Origin of the sequence: Streptococcus sp. 27098_8_76 (assembly GCF_041432315.1) — a bacterium.
In the GTDB taxonomy this organism is placed as follows: Bacteria; Bacillota; Bacilli; order Lactobacillales; family Streptococcaceae; genus Streptococcus.
This window is the reverse complement of the sequence record NZ_JAPVZI010000001.1, coordinates 1-23,872: the sequence shown is the minus strand read 5'-3', so window position 1 is coordinate 23,872 and position 23,872 is coordinate 1. Positions and strand designations below refer to the sequence as shown.

Sequence of the window (23,872 nt, the reverse complement as noted above, 5' to 3'; positions counted from 1 at the left end):
TACTTGTTTAATGTGATTGGCTTTCCAGCATTTCCACATAGTCAATCGCGACACAGAGGGAAATGACTAGGTCTGCATAAGCGTCCTCCAGAACCGTTACGGTATAGGTAGAGGTCAAATGGAAGAGTTCTTTCTTGATTTCCGCAATCAGCTGATCGCGATCATCCAGCAATTTGAAATTCAAATCCCAGATATTGCCCTCGATACGAAGACCTAGATTATCAAACTCATACTTATCTCGCCAGAAGGTCAACTTCTTACGAATGACAAAACTCGAGCCATCCCGAAGCTGAATCTCAAAACGAGGAAGCAAGGTCAAGATTTCTTTACTGATCTGACTGACCTGTTCACCATTAGCATCATAGATGGTAAAGGTTTTAGGAATCTTAAAAAATGATCCCTCCACCTGATAGGCGATTTCTCCCCTGTCATCCTTTATAGCGAAGCGTTCGCCTCCAAGACGAAACTTTTGTTTGACAAGAAATGTTTTCATCAACACCTCCAAAAAATCAAAAGACAAGCCCATATCACGAAGGGCGAAAAACCGCGGTACCACCTTCATTCAATGAACTTGTCATTCTCTTATTCTTATGCAATTGTATGATTGAGTAGCATGACTTCCTAGCTTAGATGGCTCGCAGCACCGCCACTTCTCTGGACTAAGACAACTGAAAATCAATTCTCAACTTTCTTATTATAACGTTTTTTTAAGCTTGCGTCAACTGGAAATGATTCTTTTGAGATAAACACTATCATTAGCGTTTGATTTTCCTCAAAACTTACTACCATCTTATCTGCTATACATATCTTGCTATAATATTTATTTTTGCATAGCCACGATTTCTCTATTCCTTCCTCTGATGATTCTTATTTCCAGCGTCATGCTTAGGATTGCTATTGGCTTCACAGTTAGCTGGTGCCCACAACGGACTTACATCTCAGATATCTGATATACCTGTCATACTCAAAATAGCTCTCTAAACCAAATGAACTATCTGTCGTATAATGTAACAATTCTAGCCCCCTGTATTTTTTCAACCTTCAATAGCTTAATGGGAGTTTGGTTCATTTCATAGTGTTTTGCACTACGCCCTTCTGGTAACTCAGCTTGTATTTTTCTTCTAAAAACTGAAACAGGATAGCAAATATCAGTATTCTTAACCTTCTTATCATATTTATCAAACAAAAAATAAAATTCTTTATCTCTATGTTGAAAATGCAATAAATACTTTGCTTTAATCTTCGACCCAATTTTATTTGGGTCAAAATAATACAATCCCTTTAAATTAACACTTATATTTTCTAGCATCGTATAAATTAAATTCAGAGAAGTTGCTCTAGATAAAAATGCAGCCTTATGCTGAGATGTATCTTTATCTAAATCATAAAAAGTGATATGATTCCCCAAAATTTGGTTATATATCCTCTGAGCCCCATTACCATTGAAGCACTTAACTTTATCTATTCCTTTTAGTTTGTACAAACCTATAAGATGATGAAAATTTGGTTCCGTGAAGCTTAACTCAATATATTTTTCTGTAGTTTGTTTGGAGACAGTCTGAGTGATAGTAAATTTGTATTGAGTATCCATCAACGTTCTGTAACTAAGAATTAAATTTCTTAACATACTGTACCTTTTCTCAAAAAAATAAAGAGGCTATTTACACCTCTTCCTACGATATATTTATTCATCTGCTTGCGGAAAATATATAAAACCCAAATAAGCCTATCTACGAACTACCGACCAAAACAGACCGACCAGTAATTCTTTGGCTACGCTAAAAGCGATAGTTTTCTTCTACGAATTTTATTATATTAGATTCTTAACAATTTGTCAAACAAAATCAAAAAGTTGCTTATTATTTAGGAAAAAAACGAACCAGCTTAACTGATTCGTTTTCTGACATTCTACTTCTACTTCCGATACATTTTAAACTGTAGGAAGAGGTCGCTGTATTTGCCTGTCCATTTATGGTCAAATTTCTCATAAACTTCTAGGTGTTTCATGGTTTCAGCATCTGGATAGAAAGCTTTGTCTTCTTTTTTCTCCTCTGGGAGCAATTCCTTAGCTGGTAGGTTTGGCGTTGAATAGCCGACATACTCTGCATTTTTGAGAGCATTTTCAGGTTTCAACATAAAGTTGATAAAGGCATAGGCTGCGTCTTGGTTTTTGACTGTTTTGGGAATGACCATATTGTCAAACCAAAGGTTGCTGGCCTCTGTCGGTACCACATAGCGTAGATTTTCATTTTTTTCTAGCATTTGGCTAGCTTCACCAGAGAAGGTCACACCGATAGCAGCGTTGTTCTGAATCATGTAGCCCTTCATCTCGTCGGCAACGATGGCCTTGATATTTGGCGTAAGCTTGTAGAGCTTGTCTACTGTCTCTTCCAACTGCTGTGGATTTTTAGAGTTGAGACTGTAGCCAAGCGAGTTAAGCCCTAGCCCCAATACCTCACGCGCCCCATCAAAGAGCATGATAGAGTTCTTATACTCTGGTTTCCAAAGGTCATCCCAATGCTCAGGCGCTTGATCGACCATGGTTTCATTGTAGACAATTCCCAAGGTACCCCAGAAGTAAGGGATGGAGAATTTATTGCCTGGGTCAAAGGACTGGTTGAGAAACTCTGGTCCGATATTTTCAAGACCTTCAAGTTTTGAATAGTCAAGCGGTACCAAGAGGTCTTCGTCCTTCATCTTGTTGATCATGTATTCACTAGGGATGGCTATGTCGTAGGTCGTTCCACCCTGCTTGATCTTGGTATACATGGCTTCGTTAGAATCAAAGGTCTCATACTGGACTTGGATGCCTGTTTCTTCTGTAAATTGCTCCAAGAGTTCTGGATCGATGTAGTCCCCCCAGTTGTAAATGACCAGTTTTTGACTATCTCGGCTATTGATTTTACTATCGAGATGAGTCGCAATTCCCCACAAGACCAGGATAATCGCTGCAATTCCTGCTAAAAATGAATAGAGTTTTTTCATGCTTGCTCCTCCTTCTCACGTGAGATAAAGTAATATCCAACAACTAGGATAATACTAAAGAGAAAGACAAGGGCAGACAGGGCATTGATTTCTAAGGAAATCCCTTTACGAGCACGGGAGTAAATCTCGACTGACAAGGTTGAAAAGCCATTTCCCGTCACAAAGAAGGTCACGGCAAAGTCATCTAGCGAATAGGTAAAGGCCATGAAGTAACCTGCAATGATAGACGGAGTCAGATAAGGAAGCATGATTTCCTTAAACATCTGAAATTGACTGGCTCCCAAGTCATAGGCCGCATGAATCATGTCGCCATTCATTTCCTTGAGACGAGGCAAAACCATCAAGACCACGATAGGAATGGAGAAGGCCACGTGACTAGAGAGAACGGTCAAAAAGCCAAGTGAAAACTTGAGTTGGGTAAAGAGAATCAAGAAGCTGGCACCAATCATAACGTCAGGCGCAACCATGAGGATATTATTGAGTGATAGAAAGGCTTCTTGGTATTTCTTACGAGACTGGTAAATGTAAATAGCACCGAAAGTCCCGATAATGGTCGCAATCAAGGCTGACAGAAAGGCCAAGAAAAAGGTCTGCGTCACAATCAACATGAGACGACCATCACCAAACATGGTTTTAAAATGGCTCAAGCTAAAGCCTGTAAAGCTGTTCATGTCGTTGCCTGCATTAAAAGCATAGCCAATCAGGTAAAAAATCGGCAGGTAGAGGACAAGAAAGACCAGTCCCAGATAAAGGTTGGCAAATTTTTTCATCGTTCTCTCCTTTCCTTAGTCACCCACATGGTGATGAACATGGTCAGGATGAGAATCACACCGATGGTTGAACCCATACCGTAGTTATCATTGGTCAGGAAGTTTTGCTCAATAGCCGTTCCCAGCGTAATAACGCGGTTCCCACCGATCAAACGGGTCAGCATGAAGAGACTCAAACTGGGGATAAAGACGGATTGAACCCCACTTCTCACTCCATTCATCGATAGAGGGAAGATGACATGGCGGAAGGTCTCCCACTTGGTCGCACCGAGGTCGTAGCTGGCGTTGATAAGATTATTATCCATATCATCCAAGACATTGAAAATCGGCAAGATCATAAAGGGAAGCTCGATGTAGCTTGCAACAAAGATAAAGGAGAAATCGGTAAAGAGCAACTGCTGCGAACCGATTCCGATAAATTCCAAGAATTGGTTAATAGAGCCATTCTGACCAAAAATCCCGATAAAGGCATAGGCCTTAAGGAGCAAATTGATCCAGGTTGGCAGGATAATCAGCATGAGCCAGAGTTGACGGTGCTTGAGACGGGTCAAAAAGAGGGCTGTTGGATAGCTGATAAGGAGGGTTACAAAGGTCACAATTCCTGCATAAAGCACTGAGTTGAAACTCATCTTTAGATAGGTCAAGTTTTGTGACGCAAAGTAGGATTTATAGTTTTCTAAACTGAATTGTCCTTCAATATTGAAAAAGGATTGACCGAAAATCAAGACCAAGGGGGCGAGTACAAAGAGGGCAATCCAAAGCATGTAGGGCACTACAAAGAGTTTAGAGCTTGTTTTCTTCATCTCTTTCCTCCTCGATTGCATTAATCAGACCTGCTTCTTGTTCTTCGATTTCCACGTACTCTTCGATACGCGCATCGAACTCTTCTTCGGTTTCGTTGAGACGCATGATATGGATGTCTTCTGGCTCAAAGTCCAGACCGATTTCCTCACCAACAATGGCCTTACGAGTTGAGTGGATCATCCATTCGTTTCCAAGTTCGTCATAGGCGATAATCTCGTAGTGAACCCCACGGAAGAGCTGGGTGTCAACCTTAACTTGGAGTTTGCCTTCTTCAGGAAGGGTAATGCGCAAGTCCTCTGGACGAATGACGACTTCGACAGGTTCATTTGGCTTCATCCCACCATCGACCGCTTCGAAGCGTTTGCCGTTAAATTCAACCAAGTAGTCCTCAATCATGGTACCTGGCAAGATATTTGACTCACCGATAAAGGTGGCAACAAAGTGGTTAATCGGCTCATCGTAGATGTCCACAGGCGTTCCAGACTGGACAATCTCGCCATCATTCATGACGAAAATCCAGTCACTCATGGCAAGGGCTTCTTCCTGATCGTGAGTAACAAAGACAAAGGTAATGCCCAATCGTTGTTGTAGTTCACGCAGTTCGTACTGCATATCTGTTCGCAATTTTAAGTCCAGCGCTGACAAGGGCTCGTCCAGCAAGACCACACGGGGTTGGTTGATGATGGCACGGGCTATAGCCACACGCTGGCGTTGTCCTCCAGAAAGTTTACGGATGGAACGTTTTTCGTAACCTTCCAACTGAACCATCTTGAGAACTTCCGCTACGCGTTTCTCGATTTCTTTCTTGTCAATTTTACGCAAGCGAAGTGGAAAGGCAACATTTTCAAACACATTCATATGTGGAAACAAGGCATAAGATTGGAAGACCGTATGGACGTCACGCTTGTTGGTTGGAATGTCATTGATTCGGACACCGTCCAGTAAAATATCTCCTGTCGTCGCATCCAGTAAACCTGCAATAATGTTTAGGATAGTTGATTTCCCTGAACCAGATGCGCCTAGAAGGGTGTAGAATTTTCCTTCTTCCAACTCAAAGTTGATGTTTTTGAGAACCTTGGTGTTGCTGTCTTCAAAAACTTTAGAGACGTTTTTGAATTCGATAATTGGTTTTTTCAATTGGCATAAATTCCTTCTTTTTCATAGATTAACAGATCAGGGCTCTGTCAGGCCGCTACTACCTCGCGTAGGAGATTGAACTGCCTACATTCTTCTGCACTAACGATAGGCTTTCACCCCCTTTCCATGACATAGCAGCAGCTTTTCAACTACAGCTTCCTACTTGCTTTCACCCAAGATACGAACTTCTCTCTCAAGAGTAACGCCAGAGTGTTCCTTGACTTTTTCGATAACAGACTCAATCAAGTCCTCGTAGTCTTTAGCCGTTCCATCAGCAACATTGATCATAAATCCTGCGTGCTTTTCAGACACTTCTACGCCACCGATACGATAGCCTTTCAAGCCAGCTTCTGAAATTAACTGACCTGCAAAATGCCCGACTGGACGCTTAAAGACCGAGCCACAAGATGGATATTCCAAAGGTTGCTTGAGTTCACGTAGGTGCGTCAAGCGGTCCATTTCTTGCTTGATAACCTGATGGGTTCCTGGGGCTAGGGCAAATTTAGCTGACAAGACAACTGCACCAGACTCCTGAATGGCTGAATGGCGGTAACCAAAAGCCAAATCCTTGACAGACAGGGTCTCGATTTCTCCATCCTTGGTCAAGACCTTACAAGACTGCAATATGTGAGCAATCTCGCCACCATAGGCACCTGCATTCATGAAAACAGCTCCACCGACGCTCCCTGGAATGCCACAAGCAAACTCAAAACCAGTCAAACTATGACGAAGGGCAATGCGAGTTGTTTCAATCAAGTTAGCACCAGCTTCAGCTTCGATGGTATAGCCATCAACGGAAACATTATTGAGCTTGTCACACAAGATGACAAATCCACGAATCCCACCATCACGAACAATGATGTTGCTAGCATTTCCAAGAACCATCCAAGGGATATTTTCTTGATTGGCAAATTTAACAACACGAGCCAACTCAAAACGATTTCGTGGAAAGACCAAATAATCGGCCTCTCCACCTACTTTTGTATAACTATAGCTATGCAAGGGTTCCTTGAAACGGATATCAATTCCTTCTAAGATTTCAAGCATTTTTTCTCTTACAGACATGTCACTCTTCCTTTTACAAAATTCATTCCATTATACCATTTTTAAGACCATTTGACGACCCTAAAAAGACCTTGTTTGGATTTTGCATAAGAAAAAGAGGTTTCCCCCTTTTTATGATTTTTTGCAAAAAATTGCCTTGGTTCCATAGGCAACCAGAATGAGCTCAACTGCTAGAACCACTTCCACCAAGACTGGATTGGTCAACCAGCCAACTTGGACTAGAGATGGTGCTAGGTCAAAGAAGGCGTGTAGGCCATAGGCTGCTAGGAGATAAATCCATTTCTTCTGGCGAACAGCTTGGTAAACCCAAACAGTCAAGAGTAATTGGAAACCAAGCGCCAAGATTCTCTCAAAACCAAGCAAATAAATCTGCCAGACTGATAGCGACTGGATAGTTTTCAACATATTTTCAGACAGTAATTGCATGACCTGTGGATCCTGCGTTTGAACTGCTGAGAGAACGATGTAGAGATTAAGCAAACTAGCAAGACCTAGGAAAATCAACTCCAAGCCACCATGACCTAACCCATAAGCCAAGGCATCTGCCTTTTCCAAACTTCTCTTTTTCTCCAACCATTTGAAGAAAACAAGACGAGCTGTTTCCTCAAAAAATGCTGCCATGGCTAGGCCATAGATGATATAGACAAGCGGATGGTCTTGCAAGAGGGCAATACTACCGTCTTTTTGAGGATGCAAAAGCAAGATATGCACCAGTTTTTCCAAAATCTGTGAAGAGACAAAGAATGCTACAGCCCCCAAGCCCAAGACAGCTAGATTAATCTGGTATTTCTTTTTGGCATACAAAACGCTCCCTATCAAGAAAGCCAGCAACAGCACCATGGTAATGATAATATGAATGGTCATTTTCTTCTCCTATTCTGCCTTTTCAATATCTTTTTTCATCTCGTCAACATTGAACTTAGCAAACAAGTATTGACGGTCTTGGACTGGGAAACGTTGGTCCAATTGGTCAACTGCTCCCACCTCGATAATTCCTTCCTTGATGACAAAGTCCATAACATGCCCACCGAAGGTCAAGTCATCTGAGATGAAGTGTAGATGATAGCCTGCCACACTGACACCATGAAAAATCTCTGGCGTCCAGAAACCAACAATGGTTCCTGCCACATTGTCACGACTATATTCCGGTTGATGGGTCGCGACATCAGCAAACTTGGTATCTGGTGTTGACTTAGGAATCATGCGCACATGCATATGCGAAAATTCCCCCCGAATCTTGATAGAGCGGAAAAGATTTTCCCCATCATAATAAGACTCAATCCGTTCTTCCAATTCCTTGTCTGTCATCTCAAACCGCTGGCGGAAAATAACTTCTGCCTGATGTGGTACTACTGCAGCGTAAGGAATAAGGGCATCTGGTGACACTTCTACAATTTCCGGTTGCTCTCCTGAGCCTTTGGCCTGATAAGCCTTGCCATCTAAGACAATCAATTCCCCATCAATAGAATCCAAGGTTCCCAAACCAAGGTCACCATGCTCTAGCAATTCTCCCACTGTCATGGTACCACCATAAAGGCCAGCCATCAAGGCTCCAAGGGTATTGTATTGAAATAATTTCACTGGTTCCTGCACGTTCTTATCCATTCACTTTCTTGTCTGTTATTCTATAAATGTTACTCCTAAGTATACCACATTTGCCCCTAGATGTGAACGAGAGAAACACCTTAGACATTGCCAAGAAGGAAAAAAAAGGGTACAATGTAACAAAATCAAGGGAGGTCTGGAATGAAGAAACAAAGCAAGTACCAAGAGGTTGTTTCCTATCTAAAGAACGGTATCGAGTCTGGGCGATTTCCGACGGGTAGTCTGAGATTTTGACAGAAACAAAACTTGAACTAGCACAACAACCCCTAAGGAACACACTTCCCTAGGGGTCACTTTTTATTTAACTAAATCATTATTTATTTTTTGTTCCTAGTAAACATAAATATTGTATTAATAATTGCAAAAATAAATGCAAACAAAAGGATTTTCCAAAGGATAAATTTTTGTAACACTAAATATGCATATACAAATCCAATCAAAAAGCTAATAATCCCATCCTTTATTAAAAAGTTTTTATCACGCATTATTCCATACCACATTGAATTCCCTAAAAAGCCAATTGACCAGCAATGATATAAATATTTGTTTTAAGCCTATTAACTTTAACAAATCTTAGTACCACTTTAGCTAATTCTGACCAAGCCTTTTTATACGCATACTTAACAATTAGCGAAACATTGATCATAGCAAAAAATTCATTTCGTATTTTTCTCGCTATACATCCTCCCATCTCATCCCAAGGGACTCTGTCATAGGGATTATTAATATTAGTTTCTAATTCATTTTCCGCAAGAGCAATATCTTTTTGAGAAAAGTTTTTATAAACATATTCAGTAAAATTTTTTTCATTAACTTAATTTCTAAACATTTGTTCAAGAACATTGGCTACATCATCTATTCGTTTTTGTTCTTGGGTACTAATTTCAGAAACTTCCGTGGTAATTACATCATCAGCAAATACTCTAACAGAAGCTATAGAAGGAGACATAGTGGAAAATAGTGATAATACAACAAGAGATGTAGTTCCGGTTTTTTAATTTCATAAAAAACACTCCTTTCAAGTCACAAATGTATATTACTGATAAAATAACTTGACTTTCTGATTTAAACTCCTTTCTAACAAGTTATTAGTATACTTTTATTTTTCAATTCTGTTATACCACAACAAGAAAGCGATTTCAAGCTTTTTTCCTAAAAACAAGTGCAAGTAATAAGGGGAAATTAGCATGAAAACTTTTTAAAACAAACCAACCCCAGATAAAAATACACATTTTGTTTTAAAGAGAAAAAAGTTCCGAAAAACTGTCACATCCGCATTTAATTGCTCTTTAATTTTAAAAAAGTGTTAAAGATGGGAGTATACCACATTTGCCCCTAGATGTGAACGAGAGAAACACTCTAGACATTGCCAAGAAGGAAAAAAAAGGGTACAATGTAACAAAATCAAGGGAGGTCTGTAATGAAGAAACAAAGCAAGTACCAAGAGGTCGTATCTTATCTGAAAAACGGTATCGAGTCTGGACGTTTTCCAACGGGAAGTCGCCTACCTTCTATCCGTCAACTGAGCCTTGACTTTCACTGTAGCAAGGACACCATTCAACGCGCCCTACTGGAATTACGGCACGAACAATACCTCTATGCCAAGCCCCAGAGTGGTTACTATGTCCTAGAACAAGGGCAACATCAAGACCTAGAAATTGAGGTTACGGACGAACACGCCAGCGCCTATGACGATTTCCGACTCTGTGTCAATGAAACCTTGGTTGGCCGGGAAAACTACCTCTTCAACTACTATGACAACCAAGAAGGTTTAGAAGACCTAAGACAGTCTATTCACAAACTCCTCTTTGACCAAGCTCTCTACTGCAAGGCTGACCAACTGGTACTGACCTCTGGAACCCAACAAGCCCTTTTTATTCTCTCGCAAATTTCCTTCCCTAGCCAAGCCAAGGAAATCTTGGTGGAACAGCCGACCTACCATCGGATGAATCGCCTCTTGATTGCTCAGGGTCTGGACTATCAAACGATCGAACGAGGCATTGATGGGATTGACTTGGAGGAACTGGAAAGCCATTTCAAGACAGGAAAGATTAAGTTTTTCTATACCATTCCTCGTTTTCACTATCCTCTGGGGCATTCCTATTCTGAGCAGGACAAACGAGCTATCCTTGACTTAGCTACCAAGTACGGTGTCTATATCGTAGAGGACGATTATCTTGGGGATTTGGACTCCAAGAAGGGCCAAACCTTCCACTATCTGGATACAGAAGAGCGCGTCATTTATATCAAGTCCTTCTCAACCAGCCTCTTTCCAGCCCTGCGGATAACAGCACTCATTCTTCCAAATGCTATCAAGGAAGCCTTTGTGGCCTACAAAAATATCCTAGACTACGACAGCAATCTCATCATGCAGAAGGCCCTGTCACTCTATATCGACAGTCAACTGTTTGAGAAAAACCGTCTGGCTCGCTTGTCCAATCAGGAAGACTACCAAAAACAAATCGAGGAAAGACTAGCTAAAACACCTTGTCCCCTTCCTCATTTCCCTCTACATGATGGTTTATTACTAGATCTGCGACAGTATCCTAAAATCGCCAGCCTCAAACACAGTCAGCTGAAATTCGACTTCTTTGAGGAGGCTTACTTGGATGCCTGCCCCTATCAATTTGCCAAGGTGTCCTTAGATAATCTGAAAAATGTTTTAAACTATTTAAAAGCAGAATTGGAATGACTTCCAACTCTGCTTTTTTTATTGTTCAACTTCTGTTAGGCTTGCTGCTTTTTCAAGATAGCTTTGGTAAGTTCCTTCATCCTTGAGTTTTTGGATGACCTTGTCCACCACTTCTTTCAAATCAGCACTATTTTTTCTAAGGGCAACTGCATTAGCTTCGCCATCCTTCATCTTCAAGCTGACAGTTGCGACAGCTAGGTCGGCATTTTTAGCAGCATAGCTAAGGGCAACAGGCTCATCCATGTGAACAGCATCTACTTTTCCAGCCTGCAATTCATTGACTGCTTCACCCATATTGGTTAGGGAAGTCAGCTGAGCTTTTGGCAATTGTTCCTTGACCATAGCTTCTGGAACAGTCCCTTTTTGGGCTGCAATATTAGCACTTTCAAGGCTAGTTAAATCCTTGTATTTTTCTACATCAGACTTACGAACCAAGAAACTAATCTTGTTTTCATAGTAAGGGATCGAAAAATCAAAGACTTCTTTTCTCTCGTCAGTAGCGCTAATTCCCGCAACTGCTAGGTCAGCCTTCCCAGTTTGAAGACTGGTCAAGACATTGTCAAAACTCATGCTTGAAATTTCCAACTTCACCCCAAGTTCATCAGCGATAGCTTGGGCCATATCAATGTCCGCACCAACTACCTGGTTTTTTCCATCAACTAAGGATTGGAATTCAAAAGGTGCATAGTCAGGACTGGTCGCCACAACTAATTTCCCCTTTTGCTTAATGGCCTCAACAGCTGACTGAGAACCATTAGAACCCGACTGGCAAGCTACTAAGAAGAAACTTGCAAGAAAACTACATAAAACAAATATCCATTTTTTTGATTTCATAAATAAACAACCTCTCTGTTAATTTTGTATAATTATAACGCTATTCAAGCTACTTGTCAAGCACCTTTTTGAATTTTTATCTTGAAAATATTTTTTTCATTCAAGAAAAGGAGCTATCAGTTGATTTCAAGCTCCTTTTTATACAGAATGAATCTATTTTATAGTTCGACAATCTTACCTGTTTCAAAGTAAACAACCCATTCACAGATATTTTTAGCATAGTCTCCAATACGTTCCAAGAAGGCAATCACTTGGAAGTAATCACGACCTGTAACGATGGCATCTGGATTTTTCTTGATTTCTTCTGTAGCCAAGTCACGAATGATATCAAAGTAATGGTTGATTTTTTCGTCCATTGCTGCTACTTCATAGGCCTGATCTACTGAACCATTGAGATAGAGTTCAAGAGCTGCTTCAACGAAGTTCTTGACATCGCGCCCCATTCTCTTGATTTCTTCTTCAACAGCCGGGATGCGTTGCTCCCCCTTCATACGAATTGCCGCTTTGGCAATGGAAACGGCATGGTCACCCATACGTTCCAAGTCAGATACAGCCTTCAATACGGTTAGAACTGTACGCAAGTCCTGAGAAACGGGTTGTTGAAGGGCAATCATTTCAAATGATTTCTTCTCCAACTTCACTTCGTATTCGTTTACTTCTGCATCATCTTCGATGACTTCCTTGGCCAAATCACGGTCATGCGTAACAAAGGCACGCACTGTACGATTGATTTGGGAGAGCACTTCTTGTCCCATAGCATAGAACTGGTTATGCAATTTCTCTAAATCTTCTTCAAATTGAGAACGTAACATCATTTATCTCCTTATCCAAATTTTCCTGAAATATAGTCTTCTGTTTCCTTGTGTTGTGGGTTGAGGAACATCTTCTTGGTATCGTTAAACTCAATCAAATCTCCATCTAGGAAAAATCCTGTCTTGTCAGAGATACGAGAGGCTTGTTGCATAGAACGCGTAACCAAGAGCATGGTATATTTATCTTTTAGACCATACAAAGTTTCTTCAATCTTACCAGCTGAGATAGGGTCCAAGGCTGAAGTCGGTTCATCCAAGAGAATGATTTTAGGACTAGTTGCCAAGACACGGGCAACGCAGACACGTTGCTGTTGGCCACCTGAAAGTCCGATAGCTGAATCATGCAGGCGATCCTTGACCTCATCCCAGATAGAAGCTCGTTGTAGAGCTTTTTCTACCGCTTCATCCAGAACCTGCTTATCCTTAACTCCATTGATACGAAGTCCATAAACAACGTTTTCGTAGATAGACATAGGGAAAGGGTTCGGTTGTTGGAAAACCATACCAATTTCCTTACGCAATTCAACTGTATCTGTACGTGGGCTATAAATATTGTGACCGTTGTAAACCACCGAACCAGTTGTGGTCACCTCTGGATTGAGATCCCCCATGCGGTTGATAGCCTTTAGGAGGGTTGATTTCCCTGATCCAGATGGACCGATCAAGGCTGTAATTTCCTTAGGTTGGAAAGATAGGGAAACACTATTCAAGGCCTTCTTTTGATTGTAGTAAACGGACAGGTCTGACACCTGTAAAATCGCTTCTGTCATACTGTTTCCTTTCTATCCAAAGTGTCCTGTTACATAGTCATTAGTTGACTGTAGTTTGGCATTTTGGAAAATATTAGAGGTCTTATCGTACTCAATCAAGTCACCCAAGTAGAAAAATCCTGTGTAGTCACTAGCACGCGCAGCCTGCTGCATACTGTGGGTCACGATGATGATGGTAAAGTCCTTCTTCAATTCCAACATGGTTTCTTCCAACTGGGCTGTCGCAATCGGATCCAAAGCTGACGCTGGTTCATCCATCAAGAGGATATCTGGTTTAACAGAGATAGCACGAGCGATACAGAGACGTTGCTGCTGACCACCTGATAGGGTCAAGGCTGACTTGTGCAAATCGTCTTTGACCTGGTCCCAAAGGGCAGCCTGACGAAGAGAGGTTTCCACAATTTCATCCAAGACTTGCTTGTCCTTAACTCCTGCACGTTCATGGGCAAAAGTGATATTGCGGTAGATAGACTTGGCAAAGGGATTTGGGCGTTGGAAGACCATTCCTATGTGCTTACGCATTTCATAAACATTGATTTCTGGACGGTTGACATCAATCCCTTGATAGAGGATTTGACCTGTTACCTTAGCAATATCAATGGTATCATTCATACGGTTGAGACTGCGGAGGTAGGTTGATTTCCCTGATCCAGATGGGCCAATTAAGGCTGTAATTTTATTCTTTTCAAATTGCATATCGATGCCCTTGATAGATTCATTTTTACCGTAGTAAACATGTAAATCCTTAGTAGAGAGGGCCACTTTCTCTTCAGGAAAGGTGATGATATGCTTTTCATCCCAATTATATTTTGACATGGCTTCTCCTTTAGGCAGCGGTTAATTTCTTATGTAGGTAGCTTCCGAGTTTGCGAGCTCCAAAGTTAAAGATGAGGATAAAGATGAGGAGCACGGCCGCAGAACCTGCTGATACGATAGTTCCATCAGGAATAGTACCTTCACTATTGACTTTCCAGATGTGGACAGCCAAGGTTTCTGCTTGACGAAAGATAGAGATTGGGCTGGTCACACTGAGAATATTCCAGTTAGACCAGTCAAGGGCTGGAGCAGATTGTCCTGCTGTATAGATGAGAGCAGCCGCCTCACCAAAGATACGGCCAGAGGCCAAGACAACCCCAGTCACAATACCTGGAAGGGCTTCTGGAATGACCACATGGACCACAGTCTCCCAACGAGAAATTCCAAGGGCCAAGCCGGCCTCACGTTGCGTATGGTGAACGTGTTTCAAGCTGTCTTCAACATTACGAGTCATCTGAGGTAAGTTAAAGACCGTCAAGGCCAAGGCACCTGAAATGATTGAAAATCCATACTCAAACTGAACTACAAAGATCAAGTAACCAAAGAGACCTACAACCACTGATGGCAGTGAAGACAAGATTTCAATACAGGTTCTGACAAAATTGGTCACAGGACCTTTTTTGGCATATTCAGCTAGGAAAATCCCAGCCCCCATAGACAAGGGAACAGAGATAATCAAGGTAATAACCAGAAGGAAGAAGGAATTATAGAGCTGAATTCCAATCCCTCCGCCTGATTGGTAAGAAGATGATTTGCCAGTCAAGAAAGACCAAGAGATGTGGGGCAAACCACGAACCAAGATATAGAGAATCAAGGATGCCAAGATGGCAACGATAATACCTGCAATCGAGTAGAGGACAGCTGTTGCAATTTTATCTAATTTCTTAGCGTGCATAGTTTTTCTTTCCTCTTTCTTTCGTAATCAATTTAATCACACTGTTGAAGGCCAAACTCATCAAAAGCAAGACTAAGGCCAAGGACCAGAGAACGTTATTGTCAACTGTTCCCATAACGGTATTTCCGATACCCATGGTCAACACAGAGGTCAAGGTCGCAGCAGGTGTTGTTAATGAAGTTGGGACTACGGCTGAGTTTCCGACCACCATCTGAATGGCCAAGGCCTCACCAAAGGCACGCGCCATCCCAAAGACTACTGCTGTAAAAATCCCTGAACGCGCCGCCTTCAAGGTCACACGCCAGATGGTTTGCCAGCGAGTGGCTCCCATAGCCAAACTAGCTTCGCGGTAGTGACGAGGCACCGCACGTAAGCTGTCCGTTGTCATAAAGGTTACCGTCGGTAAAATCATGACAAAGAGAACGAAAATCCCTGACAAAATCCCAAAACCAGTCCCACCAAAGACACTACGAACAAAAGGAACTACGACCTGCAAACCGATAAATCCATACACAACTGAAGGAATCCCGACTAGCAATTCAATGGCTGGCTGCAAGATTCTAGCACCTTTTGGTGAGACCTCGGTCATAAAGACTGCCGCACCAATGGCAAAAGGAGTTGCGATAAGAGCTGATAGGATTGTAACAATAAAGGAACCCAAAATCATAGGAAGGGCACCAAATTGTTTACCTGAAGGATTCCAAGTTTGTCCAAAGAGGAAATCAAAGATGTTGACCCCATTGACAAAGAAGGTCGACAAACCTTTTTGGGCTACGAAAATCAAAATCATGGCCACAATGATAACAATCAAAGACAGACAGGCAAAGGTCAAGCCTTTTCCTAGTTTCTCTAGACGAGAGTTCTTTGAGGGAGAAAGTAATTTTTTAGCTAATTCTTCTTGATTCATTATTGACTCCCTTCTAGTGCTGTCACCGTTCCAACAGCATCTTTTTCAACCTTCATTTCCTTGACAGAAATATAGCCCATTCCCTTAACGATTCCACTTTGCGCTTCATCTGAGAGGACAAAGTTGAGAAATTCTGCCACCAATTCATTGGGCTTACCTAGGGTGTACATGTGTTCATAAGACCACAAAGGCCAGTTATTGCTTGTAACATTTTCTGCAATCGGCTCATAGCCATTCAACTTCATGCGCTTAACTGAGTCATCCACATAGGCAAAGGCTAGGTAAGAAATGGCTCCTGGTGTCTGGGAAACAATGTTTTTGACCATCCCATTTGAGTCTTGTTCTTGACTTTGCACGGCCGATTGACCATCCATGATAACACTATCAAAGGTGGCACGCGAACCTGAACTTGCTGCGCGGTTGATAATGGAAATGGCTAGGTCTTTCCCACCGACTTCTTTCCAGTTGGTTACTTGACCTGTGAAGATGCTACGGAGTTGTTCTGTGGTCAGATTTTCAACGTCAACTTCCTTGTTTACAATCACTGCCAAGCCCGCTACAGCTACCTTATGATCCACTAGAGCGGATGCGTTGATACCGTCTTTTTCCTCGGCAAATACGTCTGAATTTCCTACATCAACGGCTCCAGACTGAACCTGAGACAGACCTGTACCAGATCCGCCACCTTGGACGTTGACTGTTTTTCCAATGTGCATAGAGCCAAATTCATCTGCTGCTGCTTCGACCAAGGGCTGAAGAGCCGTTGAGCCAACAGCTGTCATGGATTCTCCACGATCAATCCAGCTAGCACATCCCGCCAAAGAACCTGCTAGCAAAAGAGCCGCAAGGGATAGAGCGAGTTTTTTCCTTTTTTTCACTGTTTTTCTCCTTGAAAATAATGGTGAATGCTGTGAATTTTTTCAACTATTTATTTATGTTTTTCTTTTTTAAAATTGGGAGCCAACTGAAGTTGTTAACTTGGTTTTACTAGTAATTTGCTCAGTTACCTTGCCCACCAATTTTGACTTAAAATGAAAGATAATTTGAAAAAAATCCATACTTCCACTATAACATAGACAAGCTACTTTGACTAGCATTTTCACTTGAATCTGAGGCCTTTTGGAAAATAATTTTTCAAAATATTTTCAGTCACCTTAGCAAAGCCCAAACCATTTCCTTGAACTAAAACTTGGTACCAACCATTTGGCAGACTTTCCACCAGCTGAACGGTTTCTCCAGCGACATACTTTACAAACGCTTCTTGGTCAATTTCAACCGACTGCTTGACCTGACTCGGTTTCAAGGCTAGACCAAGAGCAAAACTAGGTTCAAAGCGTTTCTTCTTAAAAGTACCCAAATGCAGACCGTTGCGAGCAATCTTGAGTTTCCCTAAATCTGGCAAAAGTTCTGGCAAGAGATAAAGCTGGTCTCCAAAAGTCTGCAAGATTCCTCTTAGATTGATTTTCAAATGTTTTTGGACAAATTCCTGCCACAAGATAACTTGTTCACGACTGAGATTGCTCTTACTTGCCTTAAATTTAGGGGCGGGATTTTCACCTTTAAATTGCAAATGGGCTACAAATTGCCCCTCTCCCTTAAACTGATGAGGGTACATCCGAGCCGTTTCTGGCAGGTCAATACCAGCTACCATTCCATTGATATGCTCTACTGGCAACAAGTCAAAATCATACTCTTTCAGTAGCCAATTGACAATCTCCTCGTTTTCCTCTGGTGCCCAGGTACAGGTTGAATAAACCAAACGACCACCTTCAGCTAGCATGGTTACTGCATCTTCCAGAATTTCTCTTTGCAAGCTAGCGCATTGACTCGGATAATCTAAACTCCAATAGTCCATAGCATCTGGTTGCTTACGGAACATCCCTTCCCCTGAGCAAGGGACATCAAGGACAATGAGGTCAAAATAGCCCTTAAAAACCTTGGCCAAGCGGTCAGCAGATTCATTGGTCACCACGACATTTGTCGCTCCAAAGCGCTCCATGTTTTCAACTAAAATCTTAGCCCGTTTGCTTGAAATTTCATTGGAGACAAGGAGCCCCTCCCCTGCTAGATAGGCTGCCAGCTGAGTTGATTTACCTCCCGGTGCAGCGGCCAAATCCAAGACTTTCATACCAGGACGGGGCTGGGCTACCTGAGCAACCATCTGAGCAGCGGGTTCTTGCGAATAAACTAAACCAGTAGCATGCTCAGGCGATTTCCCTGAAACCTTCCCATAATGCCCCCAAGGAGTTTGAGGAATGGCATCAGGAAAGGAAAGTTGCTCTTCTTTTAAGGGATTGACCCGAAAGGCAGAAACCGCTTCCTCCTCAAAAGAGGCAAGAAAATCTCTTGCCTCATCTCCTAGTATCTCTTCATATTTTTCAACAAATCCTTTTGGAAATTGCATTTAAGTTCTTTTCCTTTCGTAAATATAGGACTGAATTTCCTCCTGCATCTCAAGAGGCACCATCATGACCGCCTGTCTGGTTTGAAAATCAGGAGCTTCACCAGAAAGAGTCACAACCTCATAGCCCAGACTTTCCCCTAAAATACTAGCTGCAGCATAATCCCATGGTTGCAGATAAGTGACATAGGTCAACAAACGTCCTGACAAAATCTTGGCAAAACTAATAGCCGCACTACCATAGACACGAACACCGAGGACGGCTCGACTCAAATCAGCCAGCCCCCATTCGTTGGTTTCCAGCATGCCACTATTTCCCGCAATGAGAAAATCTCCAAGTGGTTTTGCTTTAAAGGGAGCTAGGGGCTTATCATTTCGGCAAACCGGAAACTTACCACCACCGTGATAACAATCCCCTTTGACCACATCATAAATCAGTCCAAACTGCCCCTGACCATTTTCAAAATAAGCCATCATAACAGCAAAATCTTCCTGCTGGGCTACAAAGTTACTGGTACCATCAATGGGATCAATAACCCAAACCTTGCCCTCTTGCACCGAGGCTCTCAAACAACCTTCTTCAGCGCAAATCTTATCCTCAGGATAGCGGGACAAAATCTCACTAACCAAGAGTTCCTGAACTTCCTTGTCCAGTCTGGTCACCAAGTCTGTTGGAGAGGACTTGGTCTCAACACGCAAGTCTTCCTGCATGTGGTCAAGGATGTACTGGCCCGCTTTCTTAATTAGCTCTTTGGCAAATTCAAATTTACTTTCCAAGAGAAATCTTTCCTTCCCCTTTTTCCTTAGCCGCCTGAACTGCTCGGTAAAGCGAATAACCACTCACTGTTTCAAATTCTCGTCCCAAACGTTTCTCTTCACTCTTGCTTGGCACAACCAATTTGAATCCCTTATAGGAGTCCAGTAACTTTTTGGCCTCTACCTTGCCTTCATAGGCAGCTTCAACATCATTAAAAAAAGAAAGCACTGAAGCAAGTTCTTCAGTGCTCCACGACAAATCTAGTGGGTAACTATACTGTTTGTTCATTAACTAATACCAGCTCTCATTCTTGCTTCTTTTAGTTCTTGCTTACGGTAACTACGAGGGAGAAAAGCACGAATCTCATCTTCATTAAAACCGATCTGCATACGTTTGGCATCGATAATAATTGGACGACGCAAAAGACTAGGGTACTGCTCAATCAAATGAAGCAATTCCGATACCGAAATACTCTCTACATCAATATTCAATTTTTGAAAAATTTTTGAACGAGTTGAAATGATGTCATCAGTACCATTTTCGGTCAAGGAAAGGATGTGTTGCAATTCTTTTCTTGTTAAAGGACTGGTCATAATATTATGCTCCACAAAGGGAACCTTATGTTTTTCTAACCAGGCCTTAGCCTTACGACATGATGTACAGCTCGGTGATAGAAATAGTGTAATCATGCTTTTCTCTTCTTATCTATACTTTGCTACTTCTATTATACAAAAAAATAAAGCGCTTGACTAGAGATTTTTAGAAAAAAAGCCTATTTTTCAAGAAAAATAGACTGTTCGCGAACGATTGCCTTTGTTTGAATTTGGTTAATTCACTCTTAACGATGGTTTCAAATGATATGCAATTTTATATATACAAATTAAAAACATCTTTCACTTCCTACAACTTTTCAGATAAAGATAGGCAAAGAAGGTCTCATAGAGGGCGAAAAAGAGGAGGAAGGCATGAAGGAAGAAGGTCTCTGGCAAAATCAGAATCACTGGATCCTTGGCTGGGTCAAAAAGCCAGGTATCATCTCCCACAAAGAGAATTTGATGGAAAAGGGTAAAGAATTGGTCAAAACCAATCAACACTCCCCCAAAACCAATCAGCAAAGGCAAGACTACTAGAGCTAGGAGACTTTTACAAAAGAGAGACAAGAAGCCTTTTTTCACAATCCTATTGACAAAAAAATAGAAACTTGGCAATGTTACTAAAGCCACTAGCTGCACTAAGTGAAAGAGATTCTTGACCACTGCAAAGTGGTGCAGACCAGCTGCTGACGAACGAAAATCAGGCATCTGCAAGACCTGACTAAATGGATTGGTCAGATAATTCATCAAGATATGAAAGTTGTACTGAATGGTTTCTGGTTTTAAATAGACCCGATCTGTTAAATTCAGCCACTGAATTTCCAGCGGATAAACAATCCAAGCCAGATAAATAGTCAGAAGGATAGAAAGAGAGAGGAGAAAGAGCATAGAGCCCCAAAAGGTCAGTTTAGTTTTCATCAAAGTTCCACTCCGCAAGGCTAGAAACCACATGAGTCGGTGCGATTGGTAGGTCTGCCACTTCTTCTGCCTTGGTAAAACCTGTTGTCACCAAGAGCGTTGGAATGCCGTTGTCAATCCCAGCCCGAATATCTGTCAGATAGTTGTCCCCAACCATAATCAACTCTTCACATTCCAAGCCTAAGTGCTCAACCGCCTTGTCCATAATGATGGCATTTGGTTTCCCGATATAAACAGGCTTCACTCGTGTTGCCACTTCAAGCAGCGTAATCAGTGAACCAGCACCTGGCAAAAGACCGCGTTCTGTTGGAATGTTAAGGTCAGGGTTGGTTCCGATAAAGTGAGCACCCTTTTGGATAGCTAGAGTTGCTGTCGCAAATTTTTCATAGTCGACTTGCCAGTCCAATCCTACTACTACATAGGCAGGATTTTCCTTGTCTTCGACATAACCAGCCGCCTTGATGGCTTCCTTGAGGCCTGATTCTCCGATGACATAGACCGTCTTTTCAAGCCCCAAGTCGTTCATATAGTCGATAGTCGCCAAAGTCGCTGTGTAGACAGTCGATAGGGGCGTATCGATATTAAAATTCTGAGCCAACATCTCCTGAACACTCTCTGGAGTGCGGGTTGTATTGTTGGTCACAAAGAGATAGGGAATGTCCCGCTTTTGCAATTCATGGACAAAAGCCTCTCCAGCTGGGATTCTGTCTTTCCCCTTATAAATAGTTCCGTCTAAATCAATTAAATAGCCTTTATATTTCATCTATTTTCCCTAATCCTTTTTTATTTCTTGCCAAGTGATGATAGCTTGGGCATTGGTAGCCCCGTCGCTTGTAATCTCATGCTTGCTTTCCAGTCCAGTCCGTTCAACAGACGATGTAATCACCCCACCTGGTCGAACTTCCTTGACATACTTGAGATTGATTTTCTTGGGAATATATTGGGTCAAAAAGTCCGCTCCCATGACCTCAAAAATCCAGTCCAAGTATTTACTGTTATTGACATGGCCATTCATATCCAAGTCGTAAAAACGAACATGGTAATCCTTGCTGATTGGCTCTTCCAAAGTCTCATACTTTGGTCCACGGATGAGCTTTTTATTAAATTCAGACTGGTAAGGAGCCACAATCTCAGGTTCGACAGCATGAACTTTTCGACTGTCTCGGTCCATGAGAACAAAGGTCGCCATCATATGGATAAGCTCCTGCCCTGATTCATCATAAATGGTAAAGCGACGATAGCAAAAGAGTCGATTGTAGCTCAAAGCTTCCGTTTCGATGGTGATTTCTTCCGCAAAATGAGGCAAACGAACCACCTCAATATCATAATCTGTGATAATCCAGACCAGATTATGCTCTTCCAAAATAGTCTTATCACTAACTCCCAGTTCAATAGACTGCATCCCTGAAACTTGCAGGGATAGCAAAATCACATCTGGAAGCTTGATATGACCGTTCATATCAGCCATATCAAAAGGAATTTTCATTTTCATTTGATAAGTTAAGCCCATCATCCTACTCCAAAATAAATCGTTCTGCTACGGTGTCTCCCAAAAAGAGACCTCTCTTTGTCATACGAACTCGGTCACCCTCTATTTGCATGAGACCTTGTTGAACCAAGTCCTTGACAATTTCTCCATAAAGTCCATCGAAAGACCGTCCAAATTTTTCCTCAAATCGCACCATGGAGACTCCTGATTTCTTGCGAAGTCCCAAGAACATTTCTTCTTCCATTTGCTCTTTTTGACTCAAGTGCTCCTCTGTGATACGAGCATTGCCTTCCTCAACCGCACTGAGATAATGACGAATGGGACCATGGTTTTTATAGCGCACTCCATTAACATAACCAGATGCCCCAGCACCGATGCCATAGTATTCAGCATTGTCCCAGTACATGAGATTGTGGCGACTTTCAAAACCAGGTTTGGAGAAATTAGAAATCTCATAATGTTCAAAACCAGCTCGCTCCAGCGCTGCGATGATGTACTCAAACATCTCAGCTTCCAGTTCTTCCTTAGGCAGAGGTAATTTCCCTCGTCGCATACGATTCATAAAGACCGTATGATTTTCTAAAATCAAGCTATACAAACTCATATGGGGAATATCCAGCCCAATGGCCTTAGCCACATTTTCCTTGACCTGCTCCATTGTCTGACCAGGCAGTGCATAAATCAAATCAATAGAAATATTGTCAAAACCAGCCAGTTTCAGACGGTCGATATTTTCATAAATATCCTTCACCAAATGACTGCGCCCAATCTTTTTTAGCATTTTGTCATCAAAGGTCTGCACGCCTAGCGAAACACGATTGACAGCCGAGTTTTTCAAAACAGCTATCTTATCTGCATCCAAGTCTCCTGGATTGGCCTCAATGGTCAACTCTTCCAAGGCAGACAAGTCCAAGTTTTTAGTCAAGCCATCCAGTAATACTTCCAGTTGTGGAGCTGACAAAGCTGTTGGTGTCCCACCACCGATGTAAAGGGTTCGTAACTTTTGAATATCATAAGATTGAAACTCTTCCAGCAGATGCTCCAAATAGCTATCTACCGGCTGATTTTTAATGAAAACCTTTGAGAAGTCACAATAATAACAAATCTGGGTACAAAATGGGATGTGCACATAGGCTGATGTTGGTTTTTTCTGCATAGTACTTATTATACCACAAAAAGCGAACAATACTCAGAATTCCGTTTAACAAAATCCTAGCATTGTTCGCTTTCTTTATCTAATCATTCTTTGTATTTTATGGATAACACAACTATCAGAATCAATCTAGTTCGTTGTTAAAACACAAAAGAATGAATATTCATCTGACTAAATTTTTAGTCTTCTTTTTTCTTGCGAGCTACAAGTCCAAATCCACTCAATAGTCCAAGAAGTCCTAGAGATGCAAGAGCAGCATTTGATTCTGTTCCTGTATTTGGCAATACATTTTGAGAATCATTTGACTTAGCTCCATTATCAATAGCATCTGTAGTATCTTCATGAGTTGCATTCGGAGTAACTGCATTTGGAGTTGGAGTAGTTGGTGCAGGTGTATCTTGACCAGAACCTCCATTAGTATCAGGTTTGACTGGCGTATCAGGTGTCACTGGTGCAACTGGATTTGTAT

The 23,872-nt window shown here is 41.8% G+C and carries 26 protein-coding genes; 1 reads left to right on the top strand and 25 read right to left on the bottom strand.

Features of this window, described 5'->3' with window-relative positions:
- Positions 1-7: 7 nt before the first annotated feature.
- From O3636_RS00130 to budA, 9 genes are all read right to left on the bottom strand, one after another.
- Positions 8-493 (bottom strand): LURP-one-related/scramblase family protein, encoded by a 486-nt coding sequence (locus tag O3636_RS00130; protein WP_049522288.1) that lies wholly within the window; start codon positions 491-493, stop codon positions 8-10.
- 498 nt (positions 494-991) lie between these two features.
- A complete protein-coding gene (locus tag O3636_RS00125; RefSeq protein ID WP_371641325.1) occupies positions 992-1,627 on the bottom strand; it encodes a PBECR4 domain-containing protein in 636 nt (211 codons plus the stop codon).
- Positions 1,628-1,914: 287 nt separating this feature from the next.
- Positions 1,915-2,985, bottom strand: a complete 1,071-nt coding sequence (locus O3636_RS00120; protein ID WP_371641324.1) for an ABC transporter substrate-binding protein — start codon at positions 2,983-2,985, stop codon at positions 1,915-1,917.
- The gene (locus O3636_RS00115; protein WP_000712740.1) at positions 2,982-3,755 is read right to left on the bottom strand and encodes an ABC transporter permease; all 774 of its coding nucleotides are present in this window, start codon (positions 3,753-3,755) and stop codon (positions 2,982-2,984) included. Before O3636_RS00115 ends, O3636_RS00120 begins: the two co-directional genes overlap by 4 nt.
- A complete protein-coding gene (locus O3636_RS00110; protein ID WP_000753801.1) occupies positions 3,752-4,558 on the bottom strand; it encodes an ABC transporter permease in 807 nt (268 codons plus the stop codon). The genes O3636_RS00115 and O3636_RS00110 overlap by 4 nt, the downstream gene beginning before the upstream one ends.
- Positions 4,539-5,696, bottom strand: coding sequence for an ABC transporter ATP-binding protein (locus tag O3636_RS00105; RefSeq protein WP_000742925.1), 1,158 nt, complete (start codon positions 5,694-5,696; stop codon positions 4,539-4,541). Before O3636_RS00105 ends, O3636_RS00110 begins: the two co-directional genes overlap by 20 nt.
- Positions 5,697-5,855: 159 nt before the next feature.
- On the bottom strand, positions 5,856-6,761 hold the full coding sequence (murB, locus tag O3636_RS00100) for a UDP-N-acetylmuramate dehydrogenase (protein WP_102211006.1): 906 nt from the start codon (positions 6,759-6,761) through the stop codon (positions 5,856-5,858).
- A gap of 111 nt (positions 6,762-6,872) precedes the next feature.
- Positions 6,873-7,625 carry a YhfC family intramembrane metalloprotease gene (locus O3636_RS00095; protein ID WP_371641323.1) on the bottom strand — a complete coding sequence of 251 codons (753 nt, stop codon included), beginning with the start codon at positions 7,623-7,625 and terminating at the stop codon, positions 6,873-6,875.
- Positions 7,626-7,634: 9 nt separating this feature from the next.
- Positions 7,635-8,366: an acetolactate decarboxylase gene (gene budA, locus O3636_RS00090; protein ID WP_000360311.1), complete on the bottom strand. Its 732-nt coding sequence runs from the start codon at positions 8,364-8,366 to the stop codon at positions 7,635-7,637.
- 1,420 nt (positions 8,367-9,786) lie between these two features.
- Here budA and O3636_RS00085 point away from each other — a divergent pair.
- On the top strand, positions 9,787-11,058 hold the full coding sequence (locus tag O3636_RS00085) for a PLP-dependent aminotransferase family protein (protein WP_371641322.1): 1,272 nt from the start codon (positions 9,787-9,789) through the stop codon (positions 11,056-11,058).
- An 18-nt stretch (positions 11,059-11,076) separates the two neighbouring features.
- On the opposite strand, the gene O3636_RS00080 is transcribed toward O3636_RS00085, so the two are convergent.
- The 16 genes from O3636_RS00080 to O3636_RS00005 all read right to left on the bottom strand — a co-directional run.
- Complete coding sequence (locus O3636_RS00080) at positions 11,077-11,892, bottom strand: ABC transporter substrate-binding protein (protein WP_261089280.1); 816 nt, start codon at positions 11,890-11,892, stop codon at positions 11,077-11,079.
- 158 nt (positions 11,893-12,050) lie between these two features.
- The gene (gene phoU, locus O3636_RS00075) at positions 12,051-12,704 is read right to left on the bottom strand and encodes a phosphate signaling complex protein PhoU (protein ID WP_371641321.1); all 654 of its coding nucleotides are present in this window, start codon (positions 12,702-12,704) and stop codon (positions 12,051-12,053) included.
- 11 nt (positions 12,705-12,715) lie between these two features.
- A complete protein-coding gene (gene pstB, locus O3636_RS00070) occupies positions 12,716-13,474 on the bottom strand; it encodes a phosphate ABC transporter ATP-binding protein PstB (RefSeq protein ID WP_000133484.1) in 759 nt (252 codons plus the stop codon).
- 12 nt (positions 13,475-13,486) lie between these two features.
- Positions 13,487-14,290 carry a phosphate ABC transporter ATP-binding protein PstB gene (gene pstB, locus O3636_RS00065; RefSeq protein WP_000049848.1) on the bottom strand — a complete coding sequence of 268 codons (804 nt, stop codon included), beginning with the start codon at positions 14,288-14,290 and terminating at the stop codon, positions 13,487-13,489.
- A gap of 10 nt (positions 14,291-14,300) precedes the next feature.
- The gene (gene pstA / locus O3636_RS00060; RefSeq protein ID WP_371641320.1) at positions 14,301-15,185 is read right to left on the bottom strand and encodes a phosphate ABC transporter permease PstA; all 885 of its coding nucleotides are present in this window, start codon (positions 15,183-15,185) and stop codon (positions 14,301-14,303) included.
- Entirely contained in the window at positions 15,175-16,092 is a 918-nt protein-coding gene (gene pstC, locus O3636_RS00055; RefSeq protein WP_001070903.1) for a phosphate ABC transporter permease subunit PstC, read from the bottom strand. The genes pstA and pstC overlap by 11 nt, the downstream gene beginning before the upstream one ends.
- Positions 16,092-16,970 (bottom strand): phosphate ABC transporter substrate-binding protein PstS family protein, encoded by an 879-nt coding sequence (locus O3636_RS00050; RefSeq protein WP_371641319.1) that lies wholly within the window; start codon positions 16,968-16,970, stop codon positions 16,092-16,094. Before O3636_RS00050 ends, pstC begins: the two co-directional genes overlap by 1 nt.
- A gap of 221 nt (positions 16,971-17,191) precedes the next feature.
- Complete coding sequence (locus tag O3636_RS00045) at positions 17,192-18,496, bottom strand: RsmF rRNA methyltransferase first C-terminal domain-containing protein (protein ID WP_371641318.1); 1,305 nt, start codon at positions 18,494-18,496, stop codon at positions 17,192-17,194.
- Positions 18,497-19,270 (bottom strand): inositol monophosphatase family protein, encoded by a 774-nt coding sequence (locus tag O3636_RS00040; protein ID WP_371641317.1) that lies wholly within the window; start codon positions 19,268-19,270, stop codon positions 18,497-18,499. It lies immediately after the preceding gene.
- Entirely contained in the window at positions 19,260-19,538 is a 279-nt protein-coding gene (locus tag O3636_RS00035; protein WP_261045650.1) for a UPF0223 family protein, read from the bottom strand. The genes O3636_RS00040 and O3636_RS00035 overlap by 11 nt, the downstream gene beginning before the upstream one ends.
- Positions 19,538-19,939: a Spx/MgsR family RNA polymerase-binding regulatory protein gene (locus O3636_RS00030; RefSeq protein ID WP_000631259.1), complete on the bottom strand. Its 402-nt coding sequence runs from the start codon at positions 19,937-19,939 to the stop codon at positions 19,538-19,540. Before O3636_RS00030 ends, O3636_RS00035 begins: the two co-directional genes overlap by 1 nt.
- A gap of 204 nt (positions 19,940-20,143) precedes the next feature.
- Complete coding sequence (locus O3636_RS00025) at positions 20,144-20,761, bottom strand: TIGR01906 family membrane protein (protein ID WP_371641316.1); 618 nt, start codon at positions 20,759-20,761, stop codon at positions 20,144-20,146.
- Entirely contained in the window at positions 20,751-21,524 is a 774-nt protein-coding gene (locus O3636_RS00020) for a TIGR01457 family HAD-type hydrolase (RefSeq protein WP_371641315.1), read from the bottom strand. The genes O3636_RS00025 and O3636_RS00020 overlap by 11 nt, the downstream gene beginning before the upstream one ends.
- A 9-nt stretch (positions 21,525-21,533) precedes the next feature.
- A complete protein-coding gene (locus tag O3636_RS00015) occupies positions 21,534-22,271 on the bottom strand; it encodes an acyl-[acyl-carrier-protein] thioesterase (protein ID WP_000524804.1) in 738 nt (245 codons plus the stop codon).
- A 4-nt stretch (positions 22,272-22,275) separates the two neighbouring features.
- On the bottom strand, positions 22,276-23,406 hold the full coding sequence (hemW, locus tag O3636_RS00010) for a radical SAM family heme chaperone HemW (protein WP_371641314.1): 1,131 nt from the start codon (positions 23,404-23,406) through the stop codon (positions 22,276-22,278).
- 176 nt (positions 23,407-23,582) lie between these two features.
- Positions 23,583-23,872, bottom strand: a 290-nt coding sequence (locus tag O3636_RS00005) for an LPXTG cell wall anchor domain-containing protein (RefSeq protein ID WP_371641313.1), incomplete at its 5' end; no start/stop codon positions are given.